Here is a 24557-nt window from a genome sequence, read left to right as displayed (position 1 = left end):
CCCGGCGGGCCGGTCGAGTGGAGCTGACGTCCACCCGACCGGCCCGCCGGGTCAGGCGCGTTGGAGCAGGAAGCGTTGGTTGGCGTTGCCGGAGTAGGCCCACTGGGCGATGCTCGCCCCGTCGGCGGTCGAGGCCGCGTAGACGTCCATGGCCAGGCCGCTCTGCCGATTGATCAGACTCACCACGCCGCCACCGTGGTCGGTCAACCGCCACTGTTGACTGGTGGCGTTGGTGTCGGTCTGCTGGGTGATGTCCGCGCCGCTGCTGGTCGGGGCCTGCAGGACGAGCCCGCTGTGTCGGGCCCGGATCCGGTAGTGACCGCTGTCCGAGACGACGAAGTCGAACTGCTGGTTGAGTCCGCTGCCTACCGTCCACTGGATGAGCCGGGCACCGGGCGCGGTGGAGTTGGCGTTGACGTCGGCTGCCTTGCCGCTGTGCTGGGCCACCAGCCGGTAGGAGACGCCCGGCTGCACGGGCCCGCCGCCGGTGACCTCGCCCACCGGCTGTCGGGACAGCGCCATCGCCTGGCCGGCGTCCGGCAGGGGCCGCAGCCGGTAGGTGTAGCTGTAGGTCCGGTCGGGGAAAATCTTGTACGCGTCGATGGTGTGCGCGCCCCACGTGTCGTTGCCGCCGACGCCCATCTGACGGTGGTTGACCCGCAGCACCACCTCCTGCCGTGGCGTCAGCTGGTAGTCGTGGCGTACCCCGAACGACAGGTCTTCGGGGGTGAAGTAGGACGCGTTCACCTCCAACAGCCCGTCGCCTGCGACCAGAAGGCCACGGCCGTTGTTGTCGGTGAGGGCGGCCCAGCGGACGTCGGTCTTGTTGCCGTTCTCCTGGGGGCGCAGGTAACTGGTCCACTGTTCGGCGACAGTCGACTGGTACACGCCCACGTCGGAGCCGGTGCGGCGGTCCCAGTGGTTCTCCTGAGGCCCCCGTCCGTAGTACCGCAGCCGGTTCAGCGCGGCGGGCAGCATGAGGATCGTCCCGACCTCGGGGATGTAGGGCAGGGTGGAGGCGCCGGGGCGCAGTGTGTTGTCGACCCTGATCTCTCCGTTGCCGTAAATCGTGTACGTCGTGGTGTATGTCGAGACGGTGGTGGTGGGCAGGTTGCCGGTGACGGCGATGCGGATGGCGCGGTCGGACAGACGGGTGACGACGACGCCGGTGACGGTCCGGTTGGCGCCGGCCCGACGCCAGGTGGCGTTGCGGGTGGGCTGACCGTTGCCCCGGTCGTTGTCGTTCGGCGCCCGCCAGAAGTTCGGCGTCGGCCCGGAGTTGACGAGCCGGATGCCCATCGCGTCGTACGAACTGATCACACCGGTGGCCTTGGCGATGGTGACGGCGAAGCCGCTGCCGGTGACGGCGACGCTGGTGCCGGTCTCGGTCAGGGTGAGCGTCGGCACGCTGGTGACCGGCGTCGGCTGAATCGGTGGGCTGCCGAAGGTGACCGGCAACTGCTGCTTGGCCACCTCGAACCCGGCGCTGGCCCACACCGTCGCGGCACGCAGCCGGAACGACAGGTGCAGGAAGTGCTCGGCACCGGGCGCGATGGTGGTCGGCCGCTGGATCGGCACCTGGATGGTCCTGGTGGTCAGCGGTGCGACGTCGGCCTGCTGCGCGGTGAGGATGCCACTCTGGATCACCTGGCCGTCGGCGACCAGCGACCAGCGGGCCTCGAACGCGTTGACATTGGTGAAGAGGTACTCGTTGGTGATCCGTACGCTTCCGGTGGTGATGTCGGTGCCTGCCGCGGCGATGATCGCCTGGTAGACCTGTTTGACCTCGACGGCCTTGCCGCCGATCTTCCGGTCGGCGTCGACGATTCCGTTGCCGCAGAAGCTTCCTTCGAAGTCCGGCCGGTCGCCCCAGTCGCCACCGTAGGAGAGGTACGTCGCACCGCCGCCGTTGGGCACCGGAAGACGGACGGCCTCGTCGGCGAAGTCCCAGATGAAGCCGCCCTGAAGGATCGGGTAGCGCCGGTAGATGTCCCAGTACTCCTTGAGGTTGCCTGTCGAGTTGCCCATCGAGTGGGCGTACTCGTGTGACACGTACGGCCGGGAGTCGGCGTCGCGGGCGCGTTGTTCGGTGCGGGCCAGCGACTCGTAGCCCTCCACCCGCAGGTCGCTGACCTCGGGTCGGTTGTCGCCCTGGTACTGGATGATCCGGGTCGGATCGGCCGCCCGGATCCAGTTGCGCATGGTGACGAAGTTGCTGCCACCGCCGGCCTCGTTGCCGAGCGACCAGATGACGACGCAGGCGTGGTTCTTGTCCCGGTGCACCATCGCGCTCGCCCGGTCGAGCACGGGCGCGGTCCAGTCGGTGCGGGAGGCCGGGTAGCTACCCATCACGCCGTGCGTCTCCAGGTTGGCTTCGTCCATGACGTAGAGGCCGTACTCGTCGGCGAGTTCGTAGAAGGTCGGGTTGTTCGGGTAGTGCGCGGTGCGGACCGCGTTGATGTTGAGCTGCTTGATCACCCGGAGGTCGCGGACCATGTCGGCGCGGGTGAGCGCGGCTCCCCGGTCGGGGTCGATCTCGTGTCGGTTGACCCCGCGCAGCGAGACCGGCTGGCCGTTGACCCGGATCAGGCCGTTGCGGATCGCGAACTCGCGGAAGCCGACCCTGGTCGACACGGTCTGGACGATCGCGCCCGACGGGTCGCGCAGCTGGAGCACCGCCGTGTAGAGGTTGGGGAACTCGGCCGACCAGAGGCGGGGGCCCGGGACGCTCTTGGTGCCCCGCCCGTTGGCGTCCTGCCCGGCGGCGACCGAGCCGATAGCGATCTGCGTCCGCAGCGGCTCCGACCACACCGGTTGGCGGTTCTGGTCGTAGAGCTGTGTCTCGACGGTGTAGGTGCCGGTCTGTTGGGCGCCGCTGTTGCGCAGGCTCGCGGCGACCACCAGGTCGGCGTTCGTGTAGTTGTCCCGCAGCGGCGTCTGGATCGTGAAGTCGCGTAGATGCACGGTCGGCAGCGAGTAGAGGTAGACCGACCGGAAGATCCCGGAGAGCCGGATCATGTCCTGGTCCTCCAGCCAGTCACCGTCCGGGAAACGGAAGACCTCGACGGCGATCAGGTTGCTGCCCGACTGGAGGTTGTCGGTGATGTCGAACTCCGCCGGGGTGTACGAGCCCTCGCGGTAGCCCACCCGAGTGCCGTTGATCCACAGGTAGAAGGCGGCCTTGACGCCCTCGAAGTGGATGTGGACACGCCGGCCCTGCCAGTTGGATGGAACCTGGAACGTTCGCCGGTACTGCCCGACCGGGTTGAACTGCGTCGGCACGAACGGCGGTGTCCGGGCCTCGTCGTAACCACTGGGTCCCCACCACGGGTACGCGATGTTCGTGTAGATCGGGAAGTCGTATCCGTGTAGCTGCCAGTTGGCCGGCACACCGAGCGGGCGCCAAGCGCTGTCGTTCAGATCGGTCCGGTGGAAGTTGGGATCGCGGTCGGCCGCCCGGTTGACGTGCTGGAACCGCCAGGTGCCGTCGAGACTTGACCGGTACGGCGACACCGTGCGGTCCGCGTTCAGGGCCTGATCGAGGTCCCCGTACGGCATCAGGGTCGCGTGTGGCGGCTGGGCGTTGACCTGGAAGATCCCGATGTTGTTGTTCCACTCCGGATAACCGTTGGGCGGGTCGACCCAGGCGGCCGCCGTGGTTTCCACCGCTGCGGGAGTTCCCGGTGGCGCGGCGGCCCCCGACCGGGGCGGCATCGCCATGGCTCCGAGGGCTCCCAGGCTGCCGCCGAGGAGGAGGCGACGACGGACGGGTGGTCCTTGCGCATCGGACATCGTGGGTTCCTTCCGCGGGACATCTCCATGGGCCGCCGCGCCGCCCAGGCGGAGAGCATCGACAGGTTGCGGTGCGAGATCGGGGAGGTGGGAACGGGAGGGTCCGCGCGACAGCGAACCCTCCCGTCGCGTCAGGACGTGATCCGGAAGGTGGCGTCCTGCCGGTCGGCGGCGCTCGATGACGTACTCAGCGGGTCGATGCGCAGCAGGCTGTTGCTGTGCCGCAGGTAGCGGTCCGGGAAGTTGTACGAGCGGAAGGAGGTCCACCCGGAGTCGGCGAGACCCGCGGTGCGGTGGAACGTCGCGTCGGCGCGGAACGTGGCGGTGTTGTTGTTCGGCTCGAGCCGGATGGCGTAGCCGCTGTGCCGCAGGAAGTTGCCGGACCGATTCACCGACTCGAACGACACCCCGGCGGAGTCGGCGAGACCGGGCACCATCCGCCACATCTGGTCCTGGTACGGGTCGAACGGGTACGGGTCGATGCGGCCGACGCCGTTGAGGTGGCGGACGTAGCGGTCCGGGTAGTTCGACGACTTGAGTCGTACCCAGTTCGGGGTGCCCCACCGGCTGACCGCGCCGTTGTACTCGGCTTCGGTGATGCCGAGGATCGAGCCGTGCTTGCCGTTCAGCGGCGGGGTGTAGTCGCGCTGGTTCATCACGGTCCAGGCGTTGGCGGTGATGTTGGTGCTGGACCAGGCGTAGTAGTCGGCGTTGACCGGGATGAAGGAGTCGCCCCAGAGGTACCAGCCGTTACCCTCGTTGCGCTTGACCAGCAGGGGCGCCTCCATGGCGTCGCCCTGACGCAGTCCGCCGGTGTAGGTGGTGAAGCTGTTCGGCGCGCCGGTCGAGGAGCGGGCACCGTAGAGGTTGCCGTTGGCGAGGTTCTTGTAATAGAGGTATGTGACGCCACCGTCCACCACGATGTCCCCGTCGAGGACGCCGAAGCCGGGGCTGAAGAACACCTGCGGGGAGCTGACCGACTGGAAGTCCGACGTGTAGTTGACCAGGAACACGTCGCCTCCGTTGTTGCAGGAGTAGACGATGCCGTACTGCCCGCGACCGGCGTCCCAGAAGACTGTCGGAGCCCAGGTGTGGGCGTTGTAGGTGTGCATCCGCAGCCGGCGGTACCCGGTGAAGCTGGTCAGGTTCGTCGAGTCCCACACGTGCAGGTACTGGCTGTTCTGGCCGAAGTTGGTGCCCTTGAGGTCGGTGGCGACGACGACGAACGTGCCGTCCTGCTTGCGGAAGATGAACGGGTCGCGTAGCCCCAGCTGCCCGGCGGTGGGGGTGACCACCGGGTTGTTCTGGTTCAGCGGGGTCCAGTTCAGACCGTCGCGGCTGACGGCGACATGCAGGCCGTAGTCGGCCCCGACGAAGTTCGGGGACTCGGTGAAGTACGTCATCACGTACCCGGTGTAGGTGGCGGCCGAGGCCGGGCCGGATGCGATCGTCAGACCGGTGGCGGTGGCCGCGCCGGCGGCGACCGTACCCAGGGTGAATGCTCGTCGGGTCAGGGCCATGGGGGAGACCTCTCTGAGTAGTGGTGGAACGGTCCGAGGCGACCGTGGGCACGTTGATACGCCACCTGTGGCGACAACTCGTCGTCCGAGGGCAGAGAGGGCGAGCCAACGTGCAGGTGGTGTCGTCAGGCGGGGGTCTGCCACTGCGGTGGTGGCGATGTGTGGCATGTTGCGCCGGGCTGGGCTGTCTCGGGTCGTGTCGCATCGTGTGCCGGTCCCACGACCAGGCCCATTACCGGCTGATGGTGATCAGTCTCGATGGTGGGAAACAAGGGGGAAACATCGATGTTATCGATAACATACGGTCGGCCTCACGGATTACGCAAGGCCGTCTATGGATAATGGCAAGGCGTCAGACGTGTGACCATTCCTACCTCTGGTTAGTTGCGATCCAATGAACACGAAACGTTGACGTCGTGTTACTTCAATGTTTCAATGCAAGGCGGCTGAGTGTTAGCGATAACATAGGGAGTGCCATGGGTGGCAGCTGGACACGTGGAGCGGGAACGCCCTGGGACGGCACGGTCGCACTGTTCCGCGCCCTGATCGTGGCGACGGCTGGCCTCGCGACCATCTCGTTGGTCGTCGCGGGAGGTGGCCAGGCCGCGAGCGCCGGGGAGAGCGGCGCGGACGAGCCTGCGGAACGGGCTCTGGCCCAGATCGCCATCCCCGATGCCGGAGACGTCCGTGGCAACGTCACGCTCCCGGTAGCGGTGGCGACGGTGCCGGGCGCGGTGGTGACCTGGACGTCGTCGAACCCGGCAGTGGTGTCCGACAGGGCTTCCGGGCCGGTCGCGGCGGGTGTGGTGCGGCGGCCACCGGTGGGGGCTGCCCCGGCGACGGTGACTCTGACGGCGTGCGTCGACCTTGACGGGGACCGGGCGTGCCGCGACTTCGTCCTGACCGTTCGGCCCGCTGTCGACCTGGCGCCATTCTCCCGATACGGCATGGCCAACTTCGCCAGGTCGAACAGCCAGGCGGGGCAGCAGATATACATGGCCACCAGCATCGGCAACGACGCGACCCGCTGGACAGCGGCCAACGACGGGCAGGTCTTCCTCCAATCCACCAAGGGCATGCACGCCGTGCGAGACCCATCCGTCGTCCGATCGCCGGAGGGGGACAGGTTCTACCTTGTCGCCACCGACCTCAACGTCGACGGCCGGGCGTACGGGTGGCAGAACTGGGACTGGGCGCAGAGCGGCGCCAGCCGTTACATCGAGGTGTGGGAGTCCACCGACCTGCGAACCTGGTCGGAGCAGCGGCACGTCCTGGTAGCCCCGCCGGAGGCGGGAATGACCTTTGCGCCGGAGGCCATCTGGGACCCGACGATCGAGGCGTACGTCGTGTACTGGACGTCATCGGTCTATCCGACCGGGAGCTACTACACGCCCGACCGCACCGACCCGAACGGCCGTTACCCGCTCACCCGGAACCAAACCCTCTACACCACCACGCGGGACTTCGTGACGTTCACGCCACCGCAGACAATGATCAACCGGCCCGGCAAGGGAACGCTGGACGCCGTCGTCATCCAGGATGACGAGGACGGGTCCTACCACCGTTTCGTCACCGACCGCACCTCCACCGGCGTCGGCACCACCAAGCACGTTCCCTCGTGCGGCTCGGAGGACATCTACCAGGAACGGGCGACGTCGGTGCTCGCGCCGCCCGAGCAGTGGGAGCTGGTCAAGGGCTGCATCACGCACGACACGATGGCCACCACGTACGCGGAGGCGCCGATGGTGGTGAAGGCGAACCCCGGTGACGTGCGGGGTGCGGGCTACTACCTCTACGCCGACCAGAAGTGGCTCGGCTCGCCGTCGGGAACCAGGCTGGAGGAGCAACTCCACCCGTACTGGGGCGACGACCTCGCCTCCGGCGAGTGGACGCCCATCGACTGGGCGCAGAAACCGAATTACGACCTGGCGCTCGGCGTCATCCGGCACGGGAACATCTTCGCGTTGACCCAGGCCGAGCACGCGGCCCTGCGCGGGGCGGACCCGACATCAATCGCGGTACGGACACCGCCGGCGCGGACCAGCTATGTCCTCGGCGAGGCCCTCGACCTGACGGGCCTGGTGGTCACGGCTGACTACACCGATGGCGTACGGGATGAGGTGCTGCTCGCCGGGCACGGTGGATACCTCGTCTCGGGGTATGACCCGCACAAGCCGGGCAGGCAGACCGTGACCGTCTCCTACACGGTGGCGGGTCAGACGCGCACCGGCTCCTTCCAGGTCGACGTGGTCGGCGTGTCGGCGACTGTGGAGTCGAGGTGTGCGGGCGGCAAGGTAAAGCTGACTGTTGCGGTGCGCAACGAGGGGCCGACCTCGATGGATGTCGCTGTGCAATCCGGCTTCGGTGCGAAGTCCTTCACCAACCTGCGAGCGGGCAAGGGGCGGTCTCACCCGTTCACCACGCACCGGAGGGAAGTTCCGGCCGCGGCGGTGGCCGTGACGGCTTCGACCATGGCTGATGGTCGACGTGTGCAGGCAACTCAGACGGTCTCGTACGACGCGATCTCCTGTTCGTGATGGTGGTGGTGGCCCGGGTTCGGGCCACCACCACCTCGCGTCGTCAGGGTGCCCGGGCAGCGGGTGGGGCGGTGCTGGCACGCACGACGAGAGCCGTGCCGAGTTCATACCGTTCCTGGCTCAGAGATTGGCCGTCGGCCAGGGCCAGCGCGAGTCGGGCCGCGGTGGCGCCTATCTCACCGAACGGTTGCCGCACCGTGGTCAGCGGCGGTGCCAGCCACGCCGCCTGGTCGACATCGTCGAAGCCAACCACGCTGAGGTCCTCGGGAATGCGAAGGCCGGTCTCCCGAGCCGCCGCATAGACGCCGAGCGCCTGTAGGTCATTGCCGCAGACGATGGCGGTGGGCCGATCGGGTCGGTCCAGTAACTGGGTGCCCAGGTCGCGGCCGTCTTCGAACGTGAAGACACCGCGTCGTTCGAGGGTCTCGTCGAACGGGACTCCGGCGTAGTCCAACGCGGCTCGAAAGCCGTCCAGGCGCGCCCGCGCTGACAGGTCCTTGACCGGCCCGGTGATCAGTCCGATCTGCCGGTGGCCGAGGTCGAGAAGGTGCCGGGTGGCGGCGAGCGCGCCGCTCCAGTTGTTGGCACCGACGGCAGGCGTCGGGAACATCTCACCAACCGGGTCGATGGCGACCAGGGGTATCCCGCCGGCTAGAAACCGTTCCCCTTGATCGGCGGTGACCAGGGAGAAAACTGTGATGACGGCGGTCGGCTGGCGCAGTAGCAGAGGTTCCATCCAGGGTAGTCCCGCCAGTACGCGTCGATGCACGTCGGTGAAGCCGACCGTGCAGTCCCTCGCGCTGGCTATCTCCTGCACCCCGCGCAGGATCTCCATGGCGATCGAGGGCAGCATCTGGTGGAAGACAACCTCGATGCAGTGGGCCGTGCCGCTGGCCCGACGCCTGCGGTATCCATGATCGCGTAGCAACGCTTCCACTCGCTGCCGGGTCTGCTCGCCCACGCCACCCCGGCCGTTGAGGACCTTGGAGACCGTGGGTGGGGAGACCCCGGCGAGTTCGGCGATCGTGGCGATGGGCAGGTCACCACGCCAGGGCTTGCGGGAGTTCCGCCGCCGACCTTCCTCGATCACACGAGAAAGTCTACGGGTGGGCACCAACCGCGCTCGATCCGCCGAGGCGGAATGGCGAGCCTGACCAGCCGAAATGTTCACGAGAACATTTCTCGTCCGAACTCCGTCGCCATCGGCCCCGCAGAGCTCGCCCGCTCACTGAACCTGAGCGAGGTGAAGGAAGCCCAACCGGCGATGATCCGACGTCGGACGCGGCCGGAAAACTTTCGCGAAACATAGTCGTTACACCTTGACGACCATGCCTTAATCCACGAGAGTCGATGTGGGCATCGGTGGCGTGCCGTCCGGGAGCACGGGCGCCAGCGAGAAATTAGTGGGCACAGCACAGGTGCGCCGGGCCGCGCCTGTTAGCGCTAACGATGATCTTCGCTGCTGACCTGTTATGGCGCTGACATCGGCCGGCAATGCTCCTTTTCCTGCCATCGAATCCGTGACGTGTCGCCTTTGCCAGGACCCCGCCAATGGCCAGACAAATCTGCCCGGCCCTTGGCGTCGAGCCTGAAGTCCCGGAATCGACCTGGTTTATCAAACCCACTCAGCAATGGGCACAACGTCAGAGAGGTTCAGAATCGTGGCGATCAGTCGACGATCATTGATCAAGGCGGCGGCCGCGTCCGGTGCGCTGACCGCGGCATCGGTGGCCGGGCTGCCCGGCGTGGCATGGGCCGCGAACACCGCGTACGTCATGTCCTACTTCACCGAGACGCCGAACTTCCAAGGCGCGGACTACGGCCTGCACCTGGCGGTGAGCCGTGACGGGCTCAACTGGACACCGCTGAACCAGAACAACCCGGTGGTCACCCCGACGCAGGGGCAGCTCGGTCTGCGGGACCCGTTCGTGTTCCGCAAGCAGGACGGCACGTTCGTCGTGCTCGCCACCGATCTCAAGGGCACCAACTTCGGTCAGAACAGTCAGTACCTGCACGTGTGGGACTCCGCGAACCTGACGAACTTCACCGGCTACCGCCGGATCCGGATGCACACGCTCAACGCGCACACCTGGGCGCCCACCGCCTTCTGGGACGCCTCGCGCGGCCAGTACGGCATCGTCTACTCCTGCAACAGCGGCGGCGATGTCCTGATGGTCAACTACACCAGCGACTTCGTCACGGTCAGCTCGCAGCAGGTGTTCTTCAGCCCCGGCTTCGGCGTGCTCGACGGCGACATCGTGGTCGACGGCGGCACCACGTACCTGTACTACAAGAACCTCTCCAACGGCAATCTCTACGGTGCCCGCTCCTCGACCGGGGCGCCGAACAGCTTCACCACCTACACCAACGGCCTGCGAATGGGCAACGCGATCGAAGCACCGCTGCTGGTCAGGAACAACGACGGCAACGGCTGGAGACTCTGGGGTGACTCGTTCAGCCCGGTCAACGCCGACTACTACATCTGGTCCAGCTCGAACATCGGCGGCAACTCGTGGACGTCGCTCAACCAACGTGACTACACCCCGCCGCTGAACGCCAAGCACGGCTCGATCCAGGGGATCAGCGACGCCGAGTACAACGCGCTGGTCTCCCGCTGGGGCACCCCGAACTGGGTACGGCTCAAGTCGTCGAACTTCCCGGACTACTTCGTGCGCCACTCCAACGGCATCGGACGCATCGACCCGTACCCGTTCGACCCGTACCAGGACCAGATGTGGCGGCAGGTGCCCGGCCTCGCCGACGCCACCGGCGTGTCGTTCGAGTCGGTGAACCGGCCGGGCAACTTCCTGCGACACAGCAACTACGCCATCCGCCTCGACCCGAACAACGGGACGTCGACATTCCGCGCGGACGCGACCTTCTACCGCACGGCAGGACTGGCGGACGGAGCGTGGACGTCGTTGCGCTCCTACAACGTCCCGGATCGGTACCTCCGGCACGCCGGCTACGTGCTGCGTATCGACGCGCTGAGCGCCAGTTCGAGCGCGAGCGACCGGCAGGACGCCACCTTCCGCATCACGTCCTGACCAAGGAGGGTCACCGTGACGAGAGTCAATCTGCGACGTACCGTCGCACTACTCGCCAGCCTGCTCTGCGTGGTCGTGCTGGCACCCGGTGCCACCCGCGCGGACAACCCCATCGTGCAGACCATCTACACGGCCGACCCGGCGGCGCTCGTGCACAACGGGAGGGTCTACCTCTACACCGGCCACGACGAGGACGGATCCACCTACTTCACGATGAAGGAGTGGCGGATCTACTCCTCCGCGGACATGGTGAACTGGACCGACCACGGCGTACCGATGAACCTGGCCACCTTCAGCTGGGCCAGCGCCGACGCGTGGGCCGGCCAGACCGTCTACCGCAACGGCCGCTTCTACTGGTACGTGCCGGTCAAGAACCGGGCCACCGGGCGGATGGCCATCGGTGTCGCCGTCTCCGACAGCCCCACCGGCCCGTTCCGCGACGCCATCGGCCGCCCCTTGGTGGAGAACGGCGAGATCGACCCGCACGCGTTCGTCGACGACGACGGGCAGGCGTACCTGTACTGGGGAAACCCCAACCTGTGGTATGTGCGGCTGAACGCCGACATGACCTCGTTCTCCGGCAGCCCGACCCGGATCCCGCTGACCACCGCCGGATTCGGCGCCCGCAGCGGTAACACCAGCCGCCCCACCCTCTACGAGGAAGCGCCCTGGGTCTACAAGCGCAACGGGACGTACTACAACATCTTCGCCGCCGAATGCTGCTCGGAGTTCATCGCCTACTCCACCGCCCCCGGCCCGACCGGGCCGTGGACCTACCGCGGCACGATCATGCCCCGGCAGGGCAACGCCTTCACCAACCACCCCGCGATCGTCGACTTCAGCGGCGGCTCGTACTTCTTCTACCACAACGGCGCCCTACCCGGCGGCGGCGGCTTCACCCGCTCGGTGGCGGTGGAGAAGTTCAGCTACCGGGCCGACGGCACCATCCCGACGATCACCATGACCACCTCCGGCGCACCGCAGGTCGGCACCCTCAACCCCTACTTGCGCCAAGAGGCGGAGACGATCGCCTGGTCCTCCGGTGTCGAGACCGAGCCGTCCAGCGAAGGCGGCATGAACATCGGTTGGATCGAGAACGGCGACTACATCAAGGTCAAGGGCGTCGCGCTCGGCTCTGGCGCGAACTCGTTCACCGCCCGGGTCGCCTCCGCGTCCGGCGGCGGCCGTATCGAGGTGAGGCTGGGTAGCGCCAGCGGCACCACCGTAGGCACCTGCACCGTCGGGGGCACCGGCGGCTGGCAGGCATGGAGCACCGTCAGCTGCCCGGTCAGCGGCGCCACCGGCACCCAGGACGTGTACCTGCGGTTCGCCGGCGGCAGCGGAAACCTGTTCAACGTCAACTGGTGGCAGTTCGGCCAAGGGTCCACGCCGCCGCCCACCACCCCGCCGCCCACCACCCCGCCGCCCCCGACGACCCCGCCTCCCAGTGACAGCGGTTGCCGGGTAACCGCGACCGTCAACGCCTGGAACAGCGGCCTGACCGAGGACATCACCATCACCAACACCAGCAGCACGACGGTCAACGGCTGGTCGCTGGCCTTCGGCCTACCGTCCGGCCAGAGCATCACCGCCGGATGGAACGCCACCTACACGCCGACTTCCGGTCAGGTCACCGCCAGGAACGTCTCCCACAACTCCGCCATCGCGCCCGGCGCGTCGGTCAGCATCGGCTTCCAGGCCAACCACACCGGCAATACCGCCGCACCGTCGACCTTCACCCTCAACGGCGCCACGTGCGTCCGGTAGACGCCGCAGCGCGGTCTGCCCGGTGTTCCCCGACCGAGAGCCCCACACGAAGAAGCCACCCCCACCCACCAAGGAGTGACGTCATGGCAAGACGTTCGTCCATCGCCAGCGCCCTGGCAACCGCGGCAGTGCTGGTCGCGGCCATGGCTGGCGCCGCGCTCACCAACGAACCGGGCCCCGCGTCCGCCGCCGAGGTCAGCCCACTGGCCGCCACCGCCGGCTGCGGCAAGGCCCCCACCCTGGGCAACGGCACCTACACCGTCCAGAGCGGCGGAAAGAGCCGGAGCTTCATCCTGAAGCTTCCTGATGGGTACGACCGGAACCGCCAGTACCGCCTGGTCTTCGGCTTCCACTGGTGGGGCGGCACCGCTGTCGACGTCGCCACCGGCCAGACGGTCCAGCGCGACGTCTGGTCGTACTACGGGCTGCTGCGGCTGTCGAACAACAGCACGATCTTCGTCGCGCCGCAGGGCATCAGCAACGGCTGGGCCAACTCCGGCGGCGAGGACGTCACGTTCGTCGACGACATGATCCGCCGAATCGAAGGTGACCTCTGTGTGGACACGACGCAGCGGTTCTCGGTCGGCTTCAGCTACGGCGGCGCGATGAGCCACGCTCTGGCCTGCGCCCGGCCGAACGTCTTCCGCGCGGTCGCCGTCCAGTCCTCGCCCGGCACGCTCAGCGGTTGCAGCGGCGGTACCCAGCCGATCGCGTACCTCGGGGTACACGGCATCGGGGACAACATCACCAGCGGACGGTCGTTGCGCGACCGCTTCGTGCGCAACAACGGCTGCACGGCGGCGAACCCACCGGAGCCGAGAGCTGGCAGCCTGACCCACACGGTCTACAACTACTCCGGCTGCCGGGCTGGCTATCCGGTGGCGTGGGCTGCGTTCGACGGTGGGCATATCGCCGCTCCGCAGGATGGCGCCGGTGGCGACAGCGGGTCTCGGACCTGGGTCCCAGGCGAGGTGTGGCGATTCTTCACCCAGTTCGCGGGCACTCCGCCGACGACTCCGCCGACGACTCCGCCGACGACTCCCCCCACGGGCGGCTGCTCTGCCGTCTACCAGACCGTGAGCCAGTGGCCGGGTGGCTTCCAGGCCGACGTCACGGTGACCGCAGGCGCCGCCATCACCGGGTGGCGGGTCAGCTGGACGCTCGCGAGCGGGCAGAGCATCACCCAGATCTGGGGAGGGCGCAACGCGCCCAGTGGCGGCACTCAGAACGTCTCCAACGAGGCATGGAACGGCAGTCTCGCCGCGGGCGCGTCCACGACGTTCGGTTTCACCGCCAACGGCACAGCGACGGCACCGTCCCTCACCTGCACCCGCCTCTGATTCGGGCAGCCCGACAGAAACAGGAGAACGTCGATGACAAGATCGAGAAGGGCCAACACGGCGCTGATGTCGGTGGGTGCCGTCCTGCTGGCATCGACGTCGGTTGCCCTGGCGGCACCTGCCGGTGCCGCCGCTGCCGGCTGTTCGGTGAACTACAGCGTGTCGTCGCAGTGGCAGGGTGGCTTCGGGGCGAACCTGGTCGTCACCAATCTCGGCGACGCGGTGTCGAGTTGGACGCTGACCTGGTCCTACAGCGCCGGGCAGACAGTGACACAGGCTTGGAACGCGACCGTGACCCAGAGCGGCGCGGCAGTGACGGCTAGGAATGTGAGCCATAACGGTACGATCACGACAAATGGTCAAGTGTCGTTCGGTTTCAATGGCTCATGGACCGGCAGCAACCCCGCTCCGACCAGTTTTTCGCTGAACGGGGTGGCCTGCACCGGTGGCACGACGCCGACCACCCCGCCCTCGACGACACCGCCCCCGACGACCCCGCCGCCGAATGGGCCGGCGGACATCACGGTGAACAGCGCGACCCGCTACCAGACCGTCGACGGGTTCGGGGCCGCACAGTCCATCTGGGGCAGCGCGTGGTCGACGGCCGAGACGCAGACCCTGGTCGGGATGGGCGCCAACCAGTTGGGTCTGTCCATCGTGCGGACCGGTCTGTCGCCGGTGTCGAGCGAGTGGGCGACGCACGTGAACTCGTTGAAGACGGCGAAGTCCGCTGGCTCGAACGTCAAGATCCTGGCGTCGCCGTGGACCGCGCCGGCGGCGTGGAAGACCAACAACAGCCGGCTCAACGGCGGCAAGCTGAGGACCGACTACTACGACGACTACGCCAACCACCTCAACAGCTACGTGCAGTACATGCGGGGTCAGGGCGTGCCCATCGACGTCACCTCGGTGCAGAACGAGCCCGACTGGCACCCGGACTACGACTCGATGGACTGGAGCGGCACGGAGCTGCGCACCTTCGTCCGCGACCAGGGCACGAAGGTGCAGAACACCAAGCTGATGGTCGCCGAGGCGGTGAACCTGAACTACAACTTCACCGACCCGACCCTGAACGACGCGACCGCCCGCAACAACATCGGCTACATCGGTGGGCACCTGTACGGCACCGAGGAGTCGGGCCGGCTGCGGCCGTACTCGCTGGCCCAGCAGTACAACAAGCCGGTGTGGATGACCGAGTGGAACCTGCACGCCGCTGACGGCGGCGGCTCCAACATCTGGGGCAACCCGGCCAACACGGCGGTGTGGAACGAGACCCTCGACGACATCATGCGCACCGTGCACAAGTCGATGGAGGCCAACTGGAACGCCTACATCTGGTGGTACGGCAAGCGCTACTACTCCTTCATCGGTGACGGCGAGTCGGCATACGGCACCGTCGCGGGCGCTCCGCTCAAGCGCGGATACGCCTTCTCCCAGTACGCGAAGTACGTGCGCCCCGGTTACCAGCGGGTCGCCCTGACGAAGAGTTCGAAGGCATCGCCGCTGGAGGTGACCGCCTACCAGGGGGACGGGAAGATCACCCTGGTGATCCTCAACCGCTCCAACAGCGCGGTCAACAACGCGGTGGTCCAGGCTCCGCAGAACGTCACCCGGGCCGAGCACTACCTCACCTCGCAGAACGCCAACGCGGCCAGCCAGCCGACCTCTGTCAACGGCGGTCAGGCCACCATCAACGTCGGCGCCCGCAGCATCTCCACCCTCGTGTTCACCCTCTGAGGGTTCTCCTGCCGGTGACGCGTGTGGGTGCGGACGAGTATTTGCACCCACACGCACCACCGGCTCCAGTCACCTGTCATCCGGCGTCGGCCATCCCTCACCGGCATCCGGTCAACCCAGTCGATCCAGCTTTTCGCGAGCGGCGATGTCAGACCGGGGTGTGAGGACGACGACGCGAAAGTCGGTGTTCTGGGTCGTCAGGACGTTGGCGTCCAGCGGGATGGCGCCCACATTCGGGTGTACGGCGGTCTTGTGAGCGCTCTCGTGATTGGCTACCGAGCGGAGGGCTCACAGGTCGTATCGGAGATCAGTTCCAGTCGGTCGACGAGTGCCAAGCCCGCTCCTACCCGCCTTGGACGGTGAAGCTGACCAGCCCGCCGTGATCCGACTGATGCTTACCAACCAGTTTCGTCTTCGGAAGTGGACGGTGCAAAACGTATCCGCGCCCTCGGCGTCCGCGGCGTCGAGCCCGCACATCCTGGTGAGGATGGTCAACCGGCCGCCGAGGCAGCCGTGGCCGCGTCCGGCGGGTATGCGGCCAAAACCGGAGTGGGGTGACGTTCGCAGGGCGAATGTAGGTGAATTCGGAGGTCCACGATGGAGACATGGACACTTTGTGGACGCTGGACACTCGCAGCTCCAGCTCGCGGTCTGGGTAGGTCAACGCCGAGACCGGGGACGGTTGAAGCCGTTCGAGGACGGTGGGCTGTCGACGTTGGACCCGCTCAGCCCGGACGACACTGAACGCCCTGCCCGGCTGGCGAAACGTGCCACCATCGGAGCCCGGGGCCGACCGTGCGGGGCATTGAAACATCCTGATGACTCATATATAGTAACTCCGACAGGAAAGCGCTTTCCTGGACCGACTTTGGAAATGTTCCGAAGCGGTAGCAACCTGCTCCGTTGAGAAGACGGCGCGGCGGCGCGCGTCCTACCTGCGTCAGGCAACTACCTGATCCCACCCCTGTCATCCGGGCCGGCGTGTGCGCTGCTGCGCGGATGCGAGCGCGAGAAGGATTGTCATGAGCTGTCAAACCGTCCCAGAGGTCGCCCGCCGGCGGCGCCGGGCGCCAGTCCTCGTCCTGGGGCTGAGTGTATTGCTGCCATTTCTGTTGGTGCCTGGTCAGGCACACGCCGCGATCCCACCGCAGGATCCCGGAGTCACATTGCGCACCTACAACCTCGGAATCGATCGGTCCGGACTCTGCACGCTCAAGCCCGGACAGACTCCCAACGTCGACAAGCTGATGCCGGTGATCGACTGGTCGACCCAGGCCGACTTCGGCGTTGCCGACAGGTTCCACACCCAGGTCCTCGCGAACATCAACATCACCACGGCCGGCTCGTACGTGTTCCGGCTCACCAGCGACGATGGCTCCCGCTTGCGCATCGACAGAAGCACCGTCGTCGACAATGACGACGCGGACAGCACCTTCACGACGGTCATCGACCACGACGGCCTTCATGGCGCGTCGCCGAAGGACGGCACCATCGACCTGTCCGTCGGCTATCACAAGCTGCGCATCGAACATTTCGATAACACCAACGGGCAGGCGCTCAGACTCGAGTGGCGGCCACCGGGATCCACGCAGTTCTCGCTCGTGCCGACCACGGCGTTGAGCACCGAATCCGGAGTGACCCGGGTAACCGCACCTGGCACCAAGGAATGCGTCGAGGGGGTCGACAGCCCGGGGGACGGGCTGCCGCTGAACGCGGTGCATCCCAATTACACGCTGACCAATCTGCGTCCCAGCGGGTTCGAGCCAAAAGTCACCGGGATGGACTGGCTGCCCGACAACAGGCTGGCCATCACCACGTGGGGCGGCGACTACGGCACCACTACGCCGCTTGGCGAGGTCTATGTGCTGGGCAACGTCACCGGCACCACCTCTGCCGCGCAGGTGACCGTGAAGAGGATCGCCACAGGGTTGCAGGACCCCATGGGAATCAAATATGTGGACGGCAAACTGTACGTCGCGGAGCGGTACGGGCTGATCGAGCTGACCGATGCCAACGGCGATGACATCATCGACAGCAGGCGAACGGTGGCGACCTGGCCGTTCGGCGGGACCTACCACGAGTTCGCGATCGGCCTCCTGTACAAGGACGGCTACTTCTACCTCAACCTGTCGGTCCAGATCACTCCTGGCGGACGCTCCACCAAACCGCAGCTCGCCAACAATCGCGGCACCGCGATCAAAGTCAACAGGGCGACCGGACAGGTCGAGTACACGGCGAGCGGATTGCGTACCCCGAATGGCATAGGCTGGGGCCCCGAAGGCGGCATCTTCGTCACCGACAACCAGGGCGACTGGCTACCGGCCAACAAGCTGGTGCAACTCAAGCCGGGCCGGTTCTTCAACCACTACAACGATCCGGCCGGTCCGTTCGACTCGAACGCGGTCACACAGCCGGTCCTGTGGCTGCCGCACAACGAGATCGCGAACTCGCCGAGCACACCGCTCATGCTCACCCAAGGCCTGTTCGCCGGCCAGATGCTGTTCGGTGATGTCACCTATGGCGGGATCCAACGCGGGTATCTGGAGAAGGTCAACGGCGAGTACCAGGGTGCGGTCTTCCGCTTCACCCAGGGACTCGAGGCCGGCATCAGCCGGATCACCCTCGGCCCCGACGGTGCGATCTACGCGGGCGGCATCGGCGGTGGACAGGCCAGCAGCAACTGGCGTCAGCAGGGCAAGCTCACCTTCGGCCTGCAAAAACTCACCCCCAGCAGCAGCAACGCCTTCGACATCCTGGCGATGCGGGCGGTCGCCGGTGGCTTCGAACTCGAATACACCCAGCCGTTGTCGGCCGCAACGCTGAGCTCGCTGGCGTCGCGGTACGCCGTCCGGCAATGGCGTTACACCCCGACCTCCAGCTATGGCGGCCCAAAGGTCGACCTGGAGACGCTGAGCGTCACTTCGGCCATCCCTTCGGCCGACGGCAAGAAAGTCACGTTGCGGATCAACGGCTTGAAGTCCGGGCGGGTGGTGTACGTGCACTCGCCACGGCCGTTCAGTTCGGCTTCGGGGCAGTCCCTGTGGAGCACGGAGGCCTGGTACACGCTCAACTCTCTGCCCGGTGGCCCCTACGAAGCCGAGTATGCGGCGCTCAGCGGCGCGACCGCAGGGTCCGAACATTCCGGTTACAGCGGAACCGGTTACGCCGACTTCGCGGCGACCGCCAACACCGGAGCACACACCGAATGGACAGTCAACGCGCCGAGCGCGGGAACCTACTCGCTGGAATTCCGTTACGCCAACGGCGGAACCGTCGACCGGCCTCTGGCCATCGCGGCCAACGGAACGACTGTCAGCCCAGCGCTTTCGTTCCCGCCGACGGGTGCGTGGAACACCTGGCGAACCGTATCGCTGAGCACAACGCTACCGGCCGGGCAGAGCAAGATCCGTGCGACCACGACGGGCGCCAACGGCGCCAACCTCGACCACGTCGTCGTCTCTCCGGTATCTCGCATCCCCCTGTTCGACGGCACCGACCTGGCGGCATGGGAGAACACAAACGGCGGCCCTGCGACCTGGCCGGTGGCCGGCGGATCTATGGAATCGCTTGGCGGAAACATCCGTACCAGAGCGAAATTCGGCGACTTCAAGCTGCACGGCGAGTGGCTGCAACCCGCCTACCCGCCTGAGGTCACCGGACAGGCCCGCGGCAACAGCGGATTCTACCTCCAGGAACGCTACGAGATTCAGGTGCTGGACTCCTACGGTGACACGACACTGGCCAACAACGAGGCCGGAGCCATCTACCTCAAGCGTGCTCCCGACCGGAACATGGCCACCGCGCCCAACACATGGCAGACGTTCGACATCACGTTCCGCGCGGCGCGGTTCAGCGCGACAGGCGCGAAACTCGAAGACGCCAGGGTCACGGTGGTGTGGAACGGCGTTGTTGTCCACAACAACGTCGCCATCAACGGACCCACCGGAAACGGCCAGCCCGAAGGGCCGACGCCTGGCTCCATAGCCTTGCAAGACCACGGCGACCCCGGCGAGAATCCCCGCTTCCGCAACATCTGGATCGAACCGCTGAGTTGACGCACACTCTGGTGTCGCCGCCGGTTCCGTGCGGCGGCACCAGAGTCCTGCGTGTCCGCCGGACCGGGCCACGTTGTCGGAGTACGGGTCGGCGGCGGTGATGAGGTAGACGTCGCATTCGGTCGCCTGCTGGATCACGTCGGCGAGGCCCGGGTGTTACCGGTCGTCAGGGTTCGACGACCGCCGTAGTGGTACCAACCCGCCCGGGCGAGTTGCGCCGTGATCTTGGTGGCAACTCCTCGCCGCGGAAGAAGCGCTCGCACAAATCTGGCGCGGCGTCGATGTCGCTGACGCCGATCGTCCGAGGTTACCGCGCCAAACGATCGTCCAGCTGATGGAGCAAGTCGTCGATCGCGCCGCGGCGGCGATCGTCGCAGCAGCTCACAGCAGGACCTACGAACCATTACGGGACGAGGGCAGTTGATGTTGCATTGGCTACGGCAGCGGCTAGGTCGGCTGCGGCCCGAGGAGGCTGCGGTGCTTGCACTGCTCGGCCGATGGACCGCCAAACACCGAATGTGGGTGCTCGCTGGCTGGAGCGTGATCACGCTGGCCGGTGCGATGCTCGGAGGTGCGGTTTACGACCGGACCCAGTCGGTGGACAGTCTGCGACCCGACGCGGAGTCCATGGTCGCGCAGTCGCGCATCGACCGGCTCGACCCGCAGGGGGAGCGGATCGTGGCGGTCATCGCGGGCCGCGACTTCAACGCCACAGCACTGGTGGACAGCGCCACGCGGGTGATGTTCGACATCCGCGCGATCCCGGGAGTTGCGTCCGTCACCGATGCCTACACCGCAGGATCTTCGCAGGTGGCCGCCGATGATCAAAGCTCGCTCGTCGTCGTCGAGCTGCGCCCGCAACTCAGCGACGACGAGGCGCTCGCGGTGGCTGACCAGGTGGCCGCCGCACTGCGCCGCATCGACGCCCCCAGGGTGCTGGTCGGTGGGGAACTGCTTGCCGAGCGGACCTTCGGCGAGCAGGCCGTCAAGGACGCCGCCATCGGCGAGTCGATCGCGCTGGTGGTGCTCTGCGGCGTTCTCACCGTCGTGCTCGGCGGGCTGATCGTAGGCAGTCTGCCGCTGGCGGCCGCCCTCGCCGCGGTTGCCGCAACGCTGCTGGCGCTGAGCGGGCTCGCCGAGGCGATGCCGGTCAGCCAGTACGCGGTCAACGTCGTCACCCTGCTCGGTCTCGGCCTCGCCGTCGACTACAGCCTGCTGATCCTTGCCCGGTTCCGGGAGGAACGCGAGGCGGCCCCTAGGGCACCGGTGGCGGAGTTGCTCGCCGCGACCACCGCGACGGCCGGACGTGCCGTTCTCGTGTCCGGTCTCACCGTCGGTGCGGCACTGGCTGGTCTTTTCGTCTTCGCCGAGCCGCTGCTGGCGGCGATGGCGCTGGGTGGAGCGCTGGTCGTCGGCATGGCCACGGTGATCGGGCTGACCCTGGTCCCCGCGCTGATCGCCCTGGCACACCGGCGTATCCCGCCGCCGCGAGGCGCCCGGACACGGTCCTCGGCGGGCAGCTCCCGTCGCCCCGCGCCGGGTCGGCCGGGCCTGCTGGCGCGGCTGGCGGCGTTCTCGCAGCGCCGTCCCGCCGCGGTGGCGTTGACCGTGACCGCCGGCCTGCTTCTGCTGGCATCTCCGTTGCTCCAGATCACGCTCGCCAACTCCGACGCACGGTCGCTGCCGGCCGCCAGCGAGGAGCGGTTGGCGTACGAGGCCGTCGAACGGGACTTCGCCACCTGGGCCGCGCAGCCGGTCACCGTGCTCATCGAGGCCGGTGCCACCCAGCCGCCGGTGCCGGCGTTGCTGCAACAGTTGCGCGACCTCACCGGCGAGAAGGAGCTCGACCTGCGCTCGGACCTGCCGGCCGACGTCACCGTGGTGGACTTGCGCCCGGCCGGCCCGGCGAGCGGCGAACCGGCCCAACGCCTGGTCCGTGACCTGAGGGCCCTCGACATGCCGGTACCGCTCCTCGTCGGGGGGCCCGCTGCCGAGCTCATCGACGCGCGGGAGTCGACGGCCGCGCGGCTGCCGATCGCGGTGGCCGTCATCGTCGTCGCGACCGGGCTGCTGCTGGTCGCCTTGACCGGCTCGGTCGTCGTACCGGTCAAGGCCATCTGCATGAACATCCTGACGCTGCTGGCGACCCTCGGCGTCCTGGTCGCCGTGTTCCAGTGGGGATGGGGCTCGGCCCTGCTCGGGTTCGAACCCTGGAGGGCTCTGGACATCACCACACCGCTGCTGCTCTTCGTGTTCATCTTCGGGCTGTCGATGGACTACGAGGTGTTCCTGCTCGCCCGGATCAAGGAGGAGTGGGACCGCCGTACCGCCAACGACCGGATCGACAACGACCGGGCGGTCCTCGCCGGCATCACCGCGACCGGTCCGGTCGTCACCACCGCGGCCGTGGCGCTGGGTATCGTCTTCCTCGGCTTCGCCCTCGGCGAACTGATAGCGGTCAAGGAGATCGGTGTCGGCATGACTGTGGCCGTGCTGCTGGACGTCACCGTCGTCCGTGGACTGCTGCTGCCCTCTGTCATGTCCCTCCTCGGCGCGGCGAACTGGTGGCGTCCCGGCCGCCGTACGACGCCCGCGTTGCAAGACGTCAGTTCAGTGAGTGAGTAGCTGGCGTAGGCAGATCAACGAGCAGGCGACGCTGACCACGCCTTCGTGGATGTCGGCCGGCTGTTCGTAGAAGCTGCGGAGACGTCGAAAGCCGTGTAGCCGGGAGAAGGCCCATTCGACGACCCAGCGCAGCTTGCCCGGCCCGGAGCCGTGGGCGCTGCCGCGACGGGCAATCTCCGGCGTGATGGCGGCGTTGCCGCGGCAACCGGCTGTACTTGTGGCGAGGACATGGGCGTCGCCCCGCACGTCGGCCGAGTAGTTGTACCACTCGTCCGCACGCTCCCACCGCTGCGGCGAGTGTTTCGTGGAAGGGCGAACCTGGTCCTCGACTCGTACGATGCCGGGCAATCCAGGACTGGAGCCGGTAGCCGAGTGGTACGGCGATGGTGTTCGAGGTGTCGAGTGGTCACCATCGCAGTTGGCCATGCCAATGGTGCGTTCCGGCGTGGGTCACCAGGCTGCCACGGGGGTGGTGTGCCGCTCTGGTCCACTGTGGGAGAAGGTGATCGGACCACGTCGCGGCCCGGTCCGGATCGACCGGGCCGCGATGCTGTTTTCGACGGGCGGCGTGTTCGGCCGCTCCGGCCAGCGTCGCCGTCAGGGCAGCGCCTTGAGGAACGGACCGTGGTTGAGCCGGAATTCCCAGGAGTAGAAGCGGTCCCAGTTGATGGACCAGGTCATCAGCCCTCGGAAGTTGGGGTTGGTTCCGCTGCGAGGGGCGTATGCGCCGCAGTTCTGGCCTCGGACCAGGCAGGTCACCGCTTGCTGCACGCCGGCCGGGGCGAGGTAGCCGTTGCCGGCGCTGGTGGACGAGGGCGCGCCGAACGCGACCTGGTCCTCGCGCAGGGCGGGGAACACCGCGTTGGCGTTCCCGGCCACGGGGAAGCCGGCCAGCAGCATGTCCGTCATCGCAATGTGGAAATCGGCGCTGCCCATGGTGTGGTACTGCCCGTCGAGCCCGACGATGGGGCCGGAGTTGTAGTCCTGCACGTGCAGGACGGTGAGGACGTCACGCAGCGCGTGGATCACCGGCAGGTACGACCCGGCCCGGGGATCCTGGCCGCCCCACGGGCCCGAGCCGTAGAACTGATAGCCGAGCTGCACAAAGAACGTCTCCGGGGCCATCGTGAGCACGAAGCCGCTTCCATAGCGCTGCTTGAGCTCGCGGATCGCCGAGATCAGGTTGACCACGACCGGGGTGGTCGGGTTGCGGAAGTCGGTGTCGCCGGTGTTGAGGTAGAGGGAGTGGCCCTCGAAGTCGATGTCCAGGCCGTTGAGGCCGTACCGGTCGATGATCGCCGAGACCGAGCGGACGAACGTGTCACGGGCGGTGGTCGTGGTGAGCTGCACCTGCCCGTTCTGACCGCCGATGGACAGCAGCACCTTCTTGCCCTGCTGCTGCTTGGCGCGGATCGCCGCGGTGAACTGGGCTTCGGTCTCCACCGTGGGGCACTCGGCAACCGGGCAGAGTTGGAAGCGGATGTCGCCGGAGGTGACGGAGGTGGGTTCGCCGAAGGCGAGGTTGACGATGTCCCAGTCGTCGGGCACGTCGGCCATCCGCAGGTACCCGGCCCCATTGGCGAAACTGGTGTGCAGGTAGCCGATCAGGGCGTGCTTCGGCAGCCCGGTGGGCGGCGGGCTGGTGGGCGGCGGGGTCGTCGGCGGTGTCGTGGTGGGCGGCGGGGTCGTCGGCGGCGTCGTGGTGGGGGGTGTCGTGGTGGGGGGTGCGCCACCGGCGCACGCCACGCCGTTGAGCGTGCAGTCGACGGGCGAGCCGGAGCCGCTGACCAGGAAGCCGAACGACGCCGACGCGCCGGGGGCCAGGGCGCCGTTCCACGAGCGGTTGGTGAAGGTGTGCCTCTGCCCGACGCTGCTGACCGTGGCGTCCCAGTACGAGCCGAGAGTGGTGCCCGTCGGCAGGGTGAAGGCAACCTGCCAGCCGGAGATCGTGCTCGACCCACCGTTGGTGATGGTGTAGCGGCCCTCCCAGCCCGCGCCCCAGTCGGAGGTCTTGGTGAACGCGGCCGTCGGGCCGGCGGCCAGGGCTGGATAGGCGAAGGTCAGGGTCGCCGCGGCGGCGGAGACCAGGGCCGCGAGGGCCGCCAGGAACGGTGTTCGGAATTTGCGCGCCATCCGG

At 67.4% G+C, this 24557-nt stretch carries 11 protein-coding genes and 1 pseudogene; 7 read left to right on the top strand and 5 right to left on the bottom strand.

Translation table 11 applies throughout. The features are described from left to right. Positions 1-51: 51 nt before the first annotated feature. Positions 52-3792, bottom strand: a complete 3741-nt coding sequence (locus O7631_RS27575; RefSeq protein ID WP_278146962.1) for a glycoside hydrolase family 2 TIM barrel-domain containing protein — start codon at positions 3790-3792, stop codon at positions 52-54. A gap of 131 nt (positions 3793-3923) precedes the next feature. After that, on the bottom strand, positions 3924-5312 hold the full coding sequence (locus O7631_RS27570) for a glycoside hydrolase family 43 protein (protein ID WP_278146961.1): 1389 nt from the start codon (positions 5310-5312) through the stop codon (positions 3924-3926). A 476-nt stretch (positions 5313-5788) separates the two neighbouring features. Here O7631_RS27570 and O7631_RS27565 point away from each other — a divergent pair, with 476 nt between their 5' ends. Continuing rightward, positions 5789-7849: an immunoglobulin-like domain-containing protein gene (locus O7631_RS27565; protein ID WP_278146960.1), complete on the top strand. Its 2061-nt coding sequence runs from the start codon at positions 5789-5791 to the stop codon at positions 7847-7849. Between the two features lie 43 nt (positions 7850-7892). Here O7631_RS27565 and O7631_RS27560 read toward each other — a convergent pair whose 3' ends face one another. Further along, positions 7893-8939: a LacI family DNA-binding transcriptional regulator gene (locus tag O7631_RS27560; RefSeq protein ID WP_278146959.1), complete on the bottom strand. Its 1047-nt coding sequence runs from the start codon at positions 8937-8939 to the stop codon at positions 7893-7895. A 571-nt stretch (positions 8940-9510) separates the two neighbouring features. Here O7631_RS27560 and O7631_RS27555 point away from each other — a divergent pair. From O7631_RS27555 to O7631_RS27530, 6 genes are all read left to right on the top strand, one after another. After that, a complete protein-coding gene (locus tag O7631_RS27555) occupies positions 9511-10896 on the top strand; it encodes a glycoside hydrolase family 43 protein (RefSeq protein WP_278146958.1) in 1386 nt (461 codons plus the stop codon). A gap of 15 nt (positions 10897-10911) precedes the next feature. After that, positions 10912-12663, top strand: coding sequence for a family 43 glycosylhydrolase (locus O7631_RS27550; RefSeq protein ID WP_278146957.1), 1752 nt, complete (start codon positions 10912-10914; stop codon positions 12661-12663). An 83-nt stretch (positions 12664-12746) separates the two neighbouring features. Next, on the top strand, positions 12747-14003 hold the full coding sequence (locus tag O7631_RS27545) for a cellulose binding domain-containing protein (protein WP_278146956.1): 1257 nt from the start codon (positions 12747-12749) through the stop codon (positions 14001-14003). A gap of 33 nt (positions 14004-14036) precedes the next feature. Continuing rightward, on the top strand, positions 14037-15740 hold the full coding sequence (locus tag O7631_RS27540) for a cellulose binding domain-containing protein (RefSeq protein WP_278146955.1): 1704 nt from the start codon (positions 14037-14039) through the stop codon (positions 15738-15740). A 1115-nt stretch (positions 15741-16855) separates the two neighbouring features. Beyond that, positions 16856-19795, top strand: a complete 2940-nt coding sequence (locus O7631_RS27535) for a family 16 glycoside hydrolase (protein ID WP_278148035.1) — start codon at positions 16856-16858, stop codon at positions 19793-19795. 477 nt (positions 19796-20272) lie between these two features. Then, positions 20273-22420, top strand: coding sequence for an MMPL family transporter (locus tag O7631_RS27530; protein WP_278146954.1), 2148 nt, complete (start codon positions 20273-20275; stop codon positions 22418-22420). Here the strand turns inward: O7631_RS27530 and O7631_RS27525 are convergent. Continuing rightward, positions 22406-22606 (bottom strand): annotated as a pseudogene (locus O7631_RS27525) (IS5/IS1182 family transposase); the annotation flags it as partial. The gene O7631_RS27530 and the pseudogene O7631_RS27525 overlap by 15 nt on opposite strands. A 411-nt stretch (positions 22607-23017) precedes the next feature. Next, complete coding sequence (locus O7631_RS27520) at positions 23018-24553, bottom strand: cellulose binding domain-containing protein (protein WP_278146953.1); 1536 nt, start codon at positions 24551-24553, stop codon at positions 23018-23020. Between the last annotated feature and the right edge of the window lie 4 nt (positions 24554-24557).

Source organism: Micromonospora sp. WMMD967, from assembly GCF_029626165.1.
Classification (GTDB): domain Bacteria; phylum Actinomycetota; class Actinomycetes; order Mycobacteriales; family Micromonosporaceae; genus Micromonospora; species Micromonospora taraxaci.
Note: the sequence above shows the minus strand (reverse complement) of the source record. Positions and strands in the feature narration are given on the sequence as shown.

Bases quoted from the DNA above. Each gene is read 5' to 3' on its own strand.
- O7631_RS27565 (WP_278146960.1), top strand. From the start codon at position 5,789: ATGGGTGGCAGCTGGACACGTGGAGCGGGAACGCCCTGGGACGGCACG.
- O7631_RS27520 (WP_278146953.1), bottom strand. From the start codon at position 24,553: ATGGCGCGCAAATTCCGAACACCGTTCCTGGCGGCCCTCGCGGCCCTG.
- O7631_RS27570 (WP_278146961.1), bottom strand. From the start codon at position 5,312: ATGGCCCTGACCCGACGAGCATTCACCCTGGGTACGGTCGCCGCCGGC.
- O7631_RS27540 (WP_278146955.1), top strand. From the start codon at position 14,037: ATGACAAGATCGAGAAGGGCCAACACGGCGCTGATGTCGGTGGGTGCC.
- O7631_RS27545 (WP_278146956.1), top strand. From the start codon at position 12,747: ATGGCAAGACGTTCGTCCATCGCCAGCGCCCTGGCAACCGCGGCAGTG.
- O7631_RS27575 (WP_278146962.1), bottom strand. From the start codon at position 3,792: ATGTCCGATGCGCAAGGACCACCCGTCCGTCGTCGCCTCCTCCTCGGC.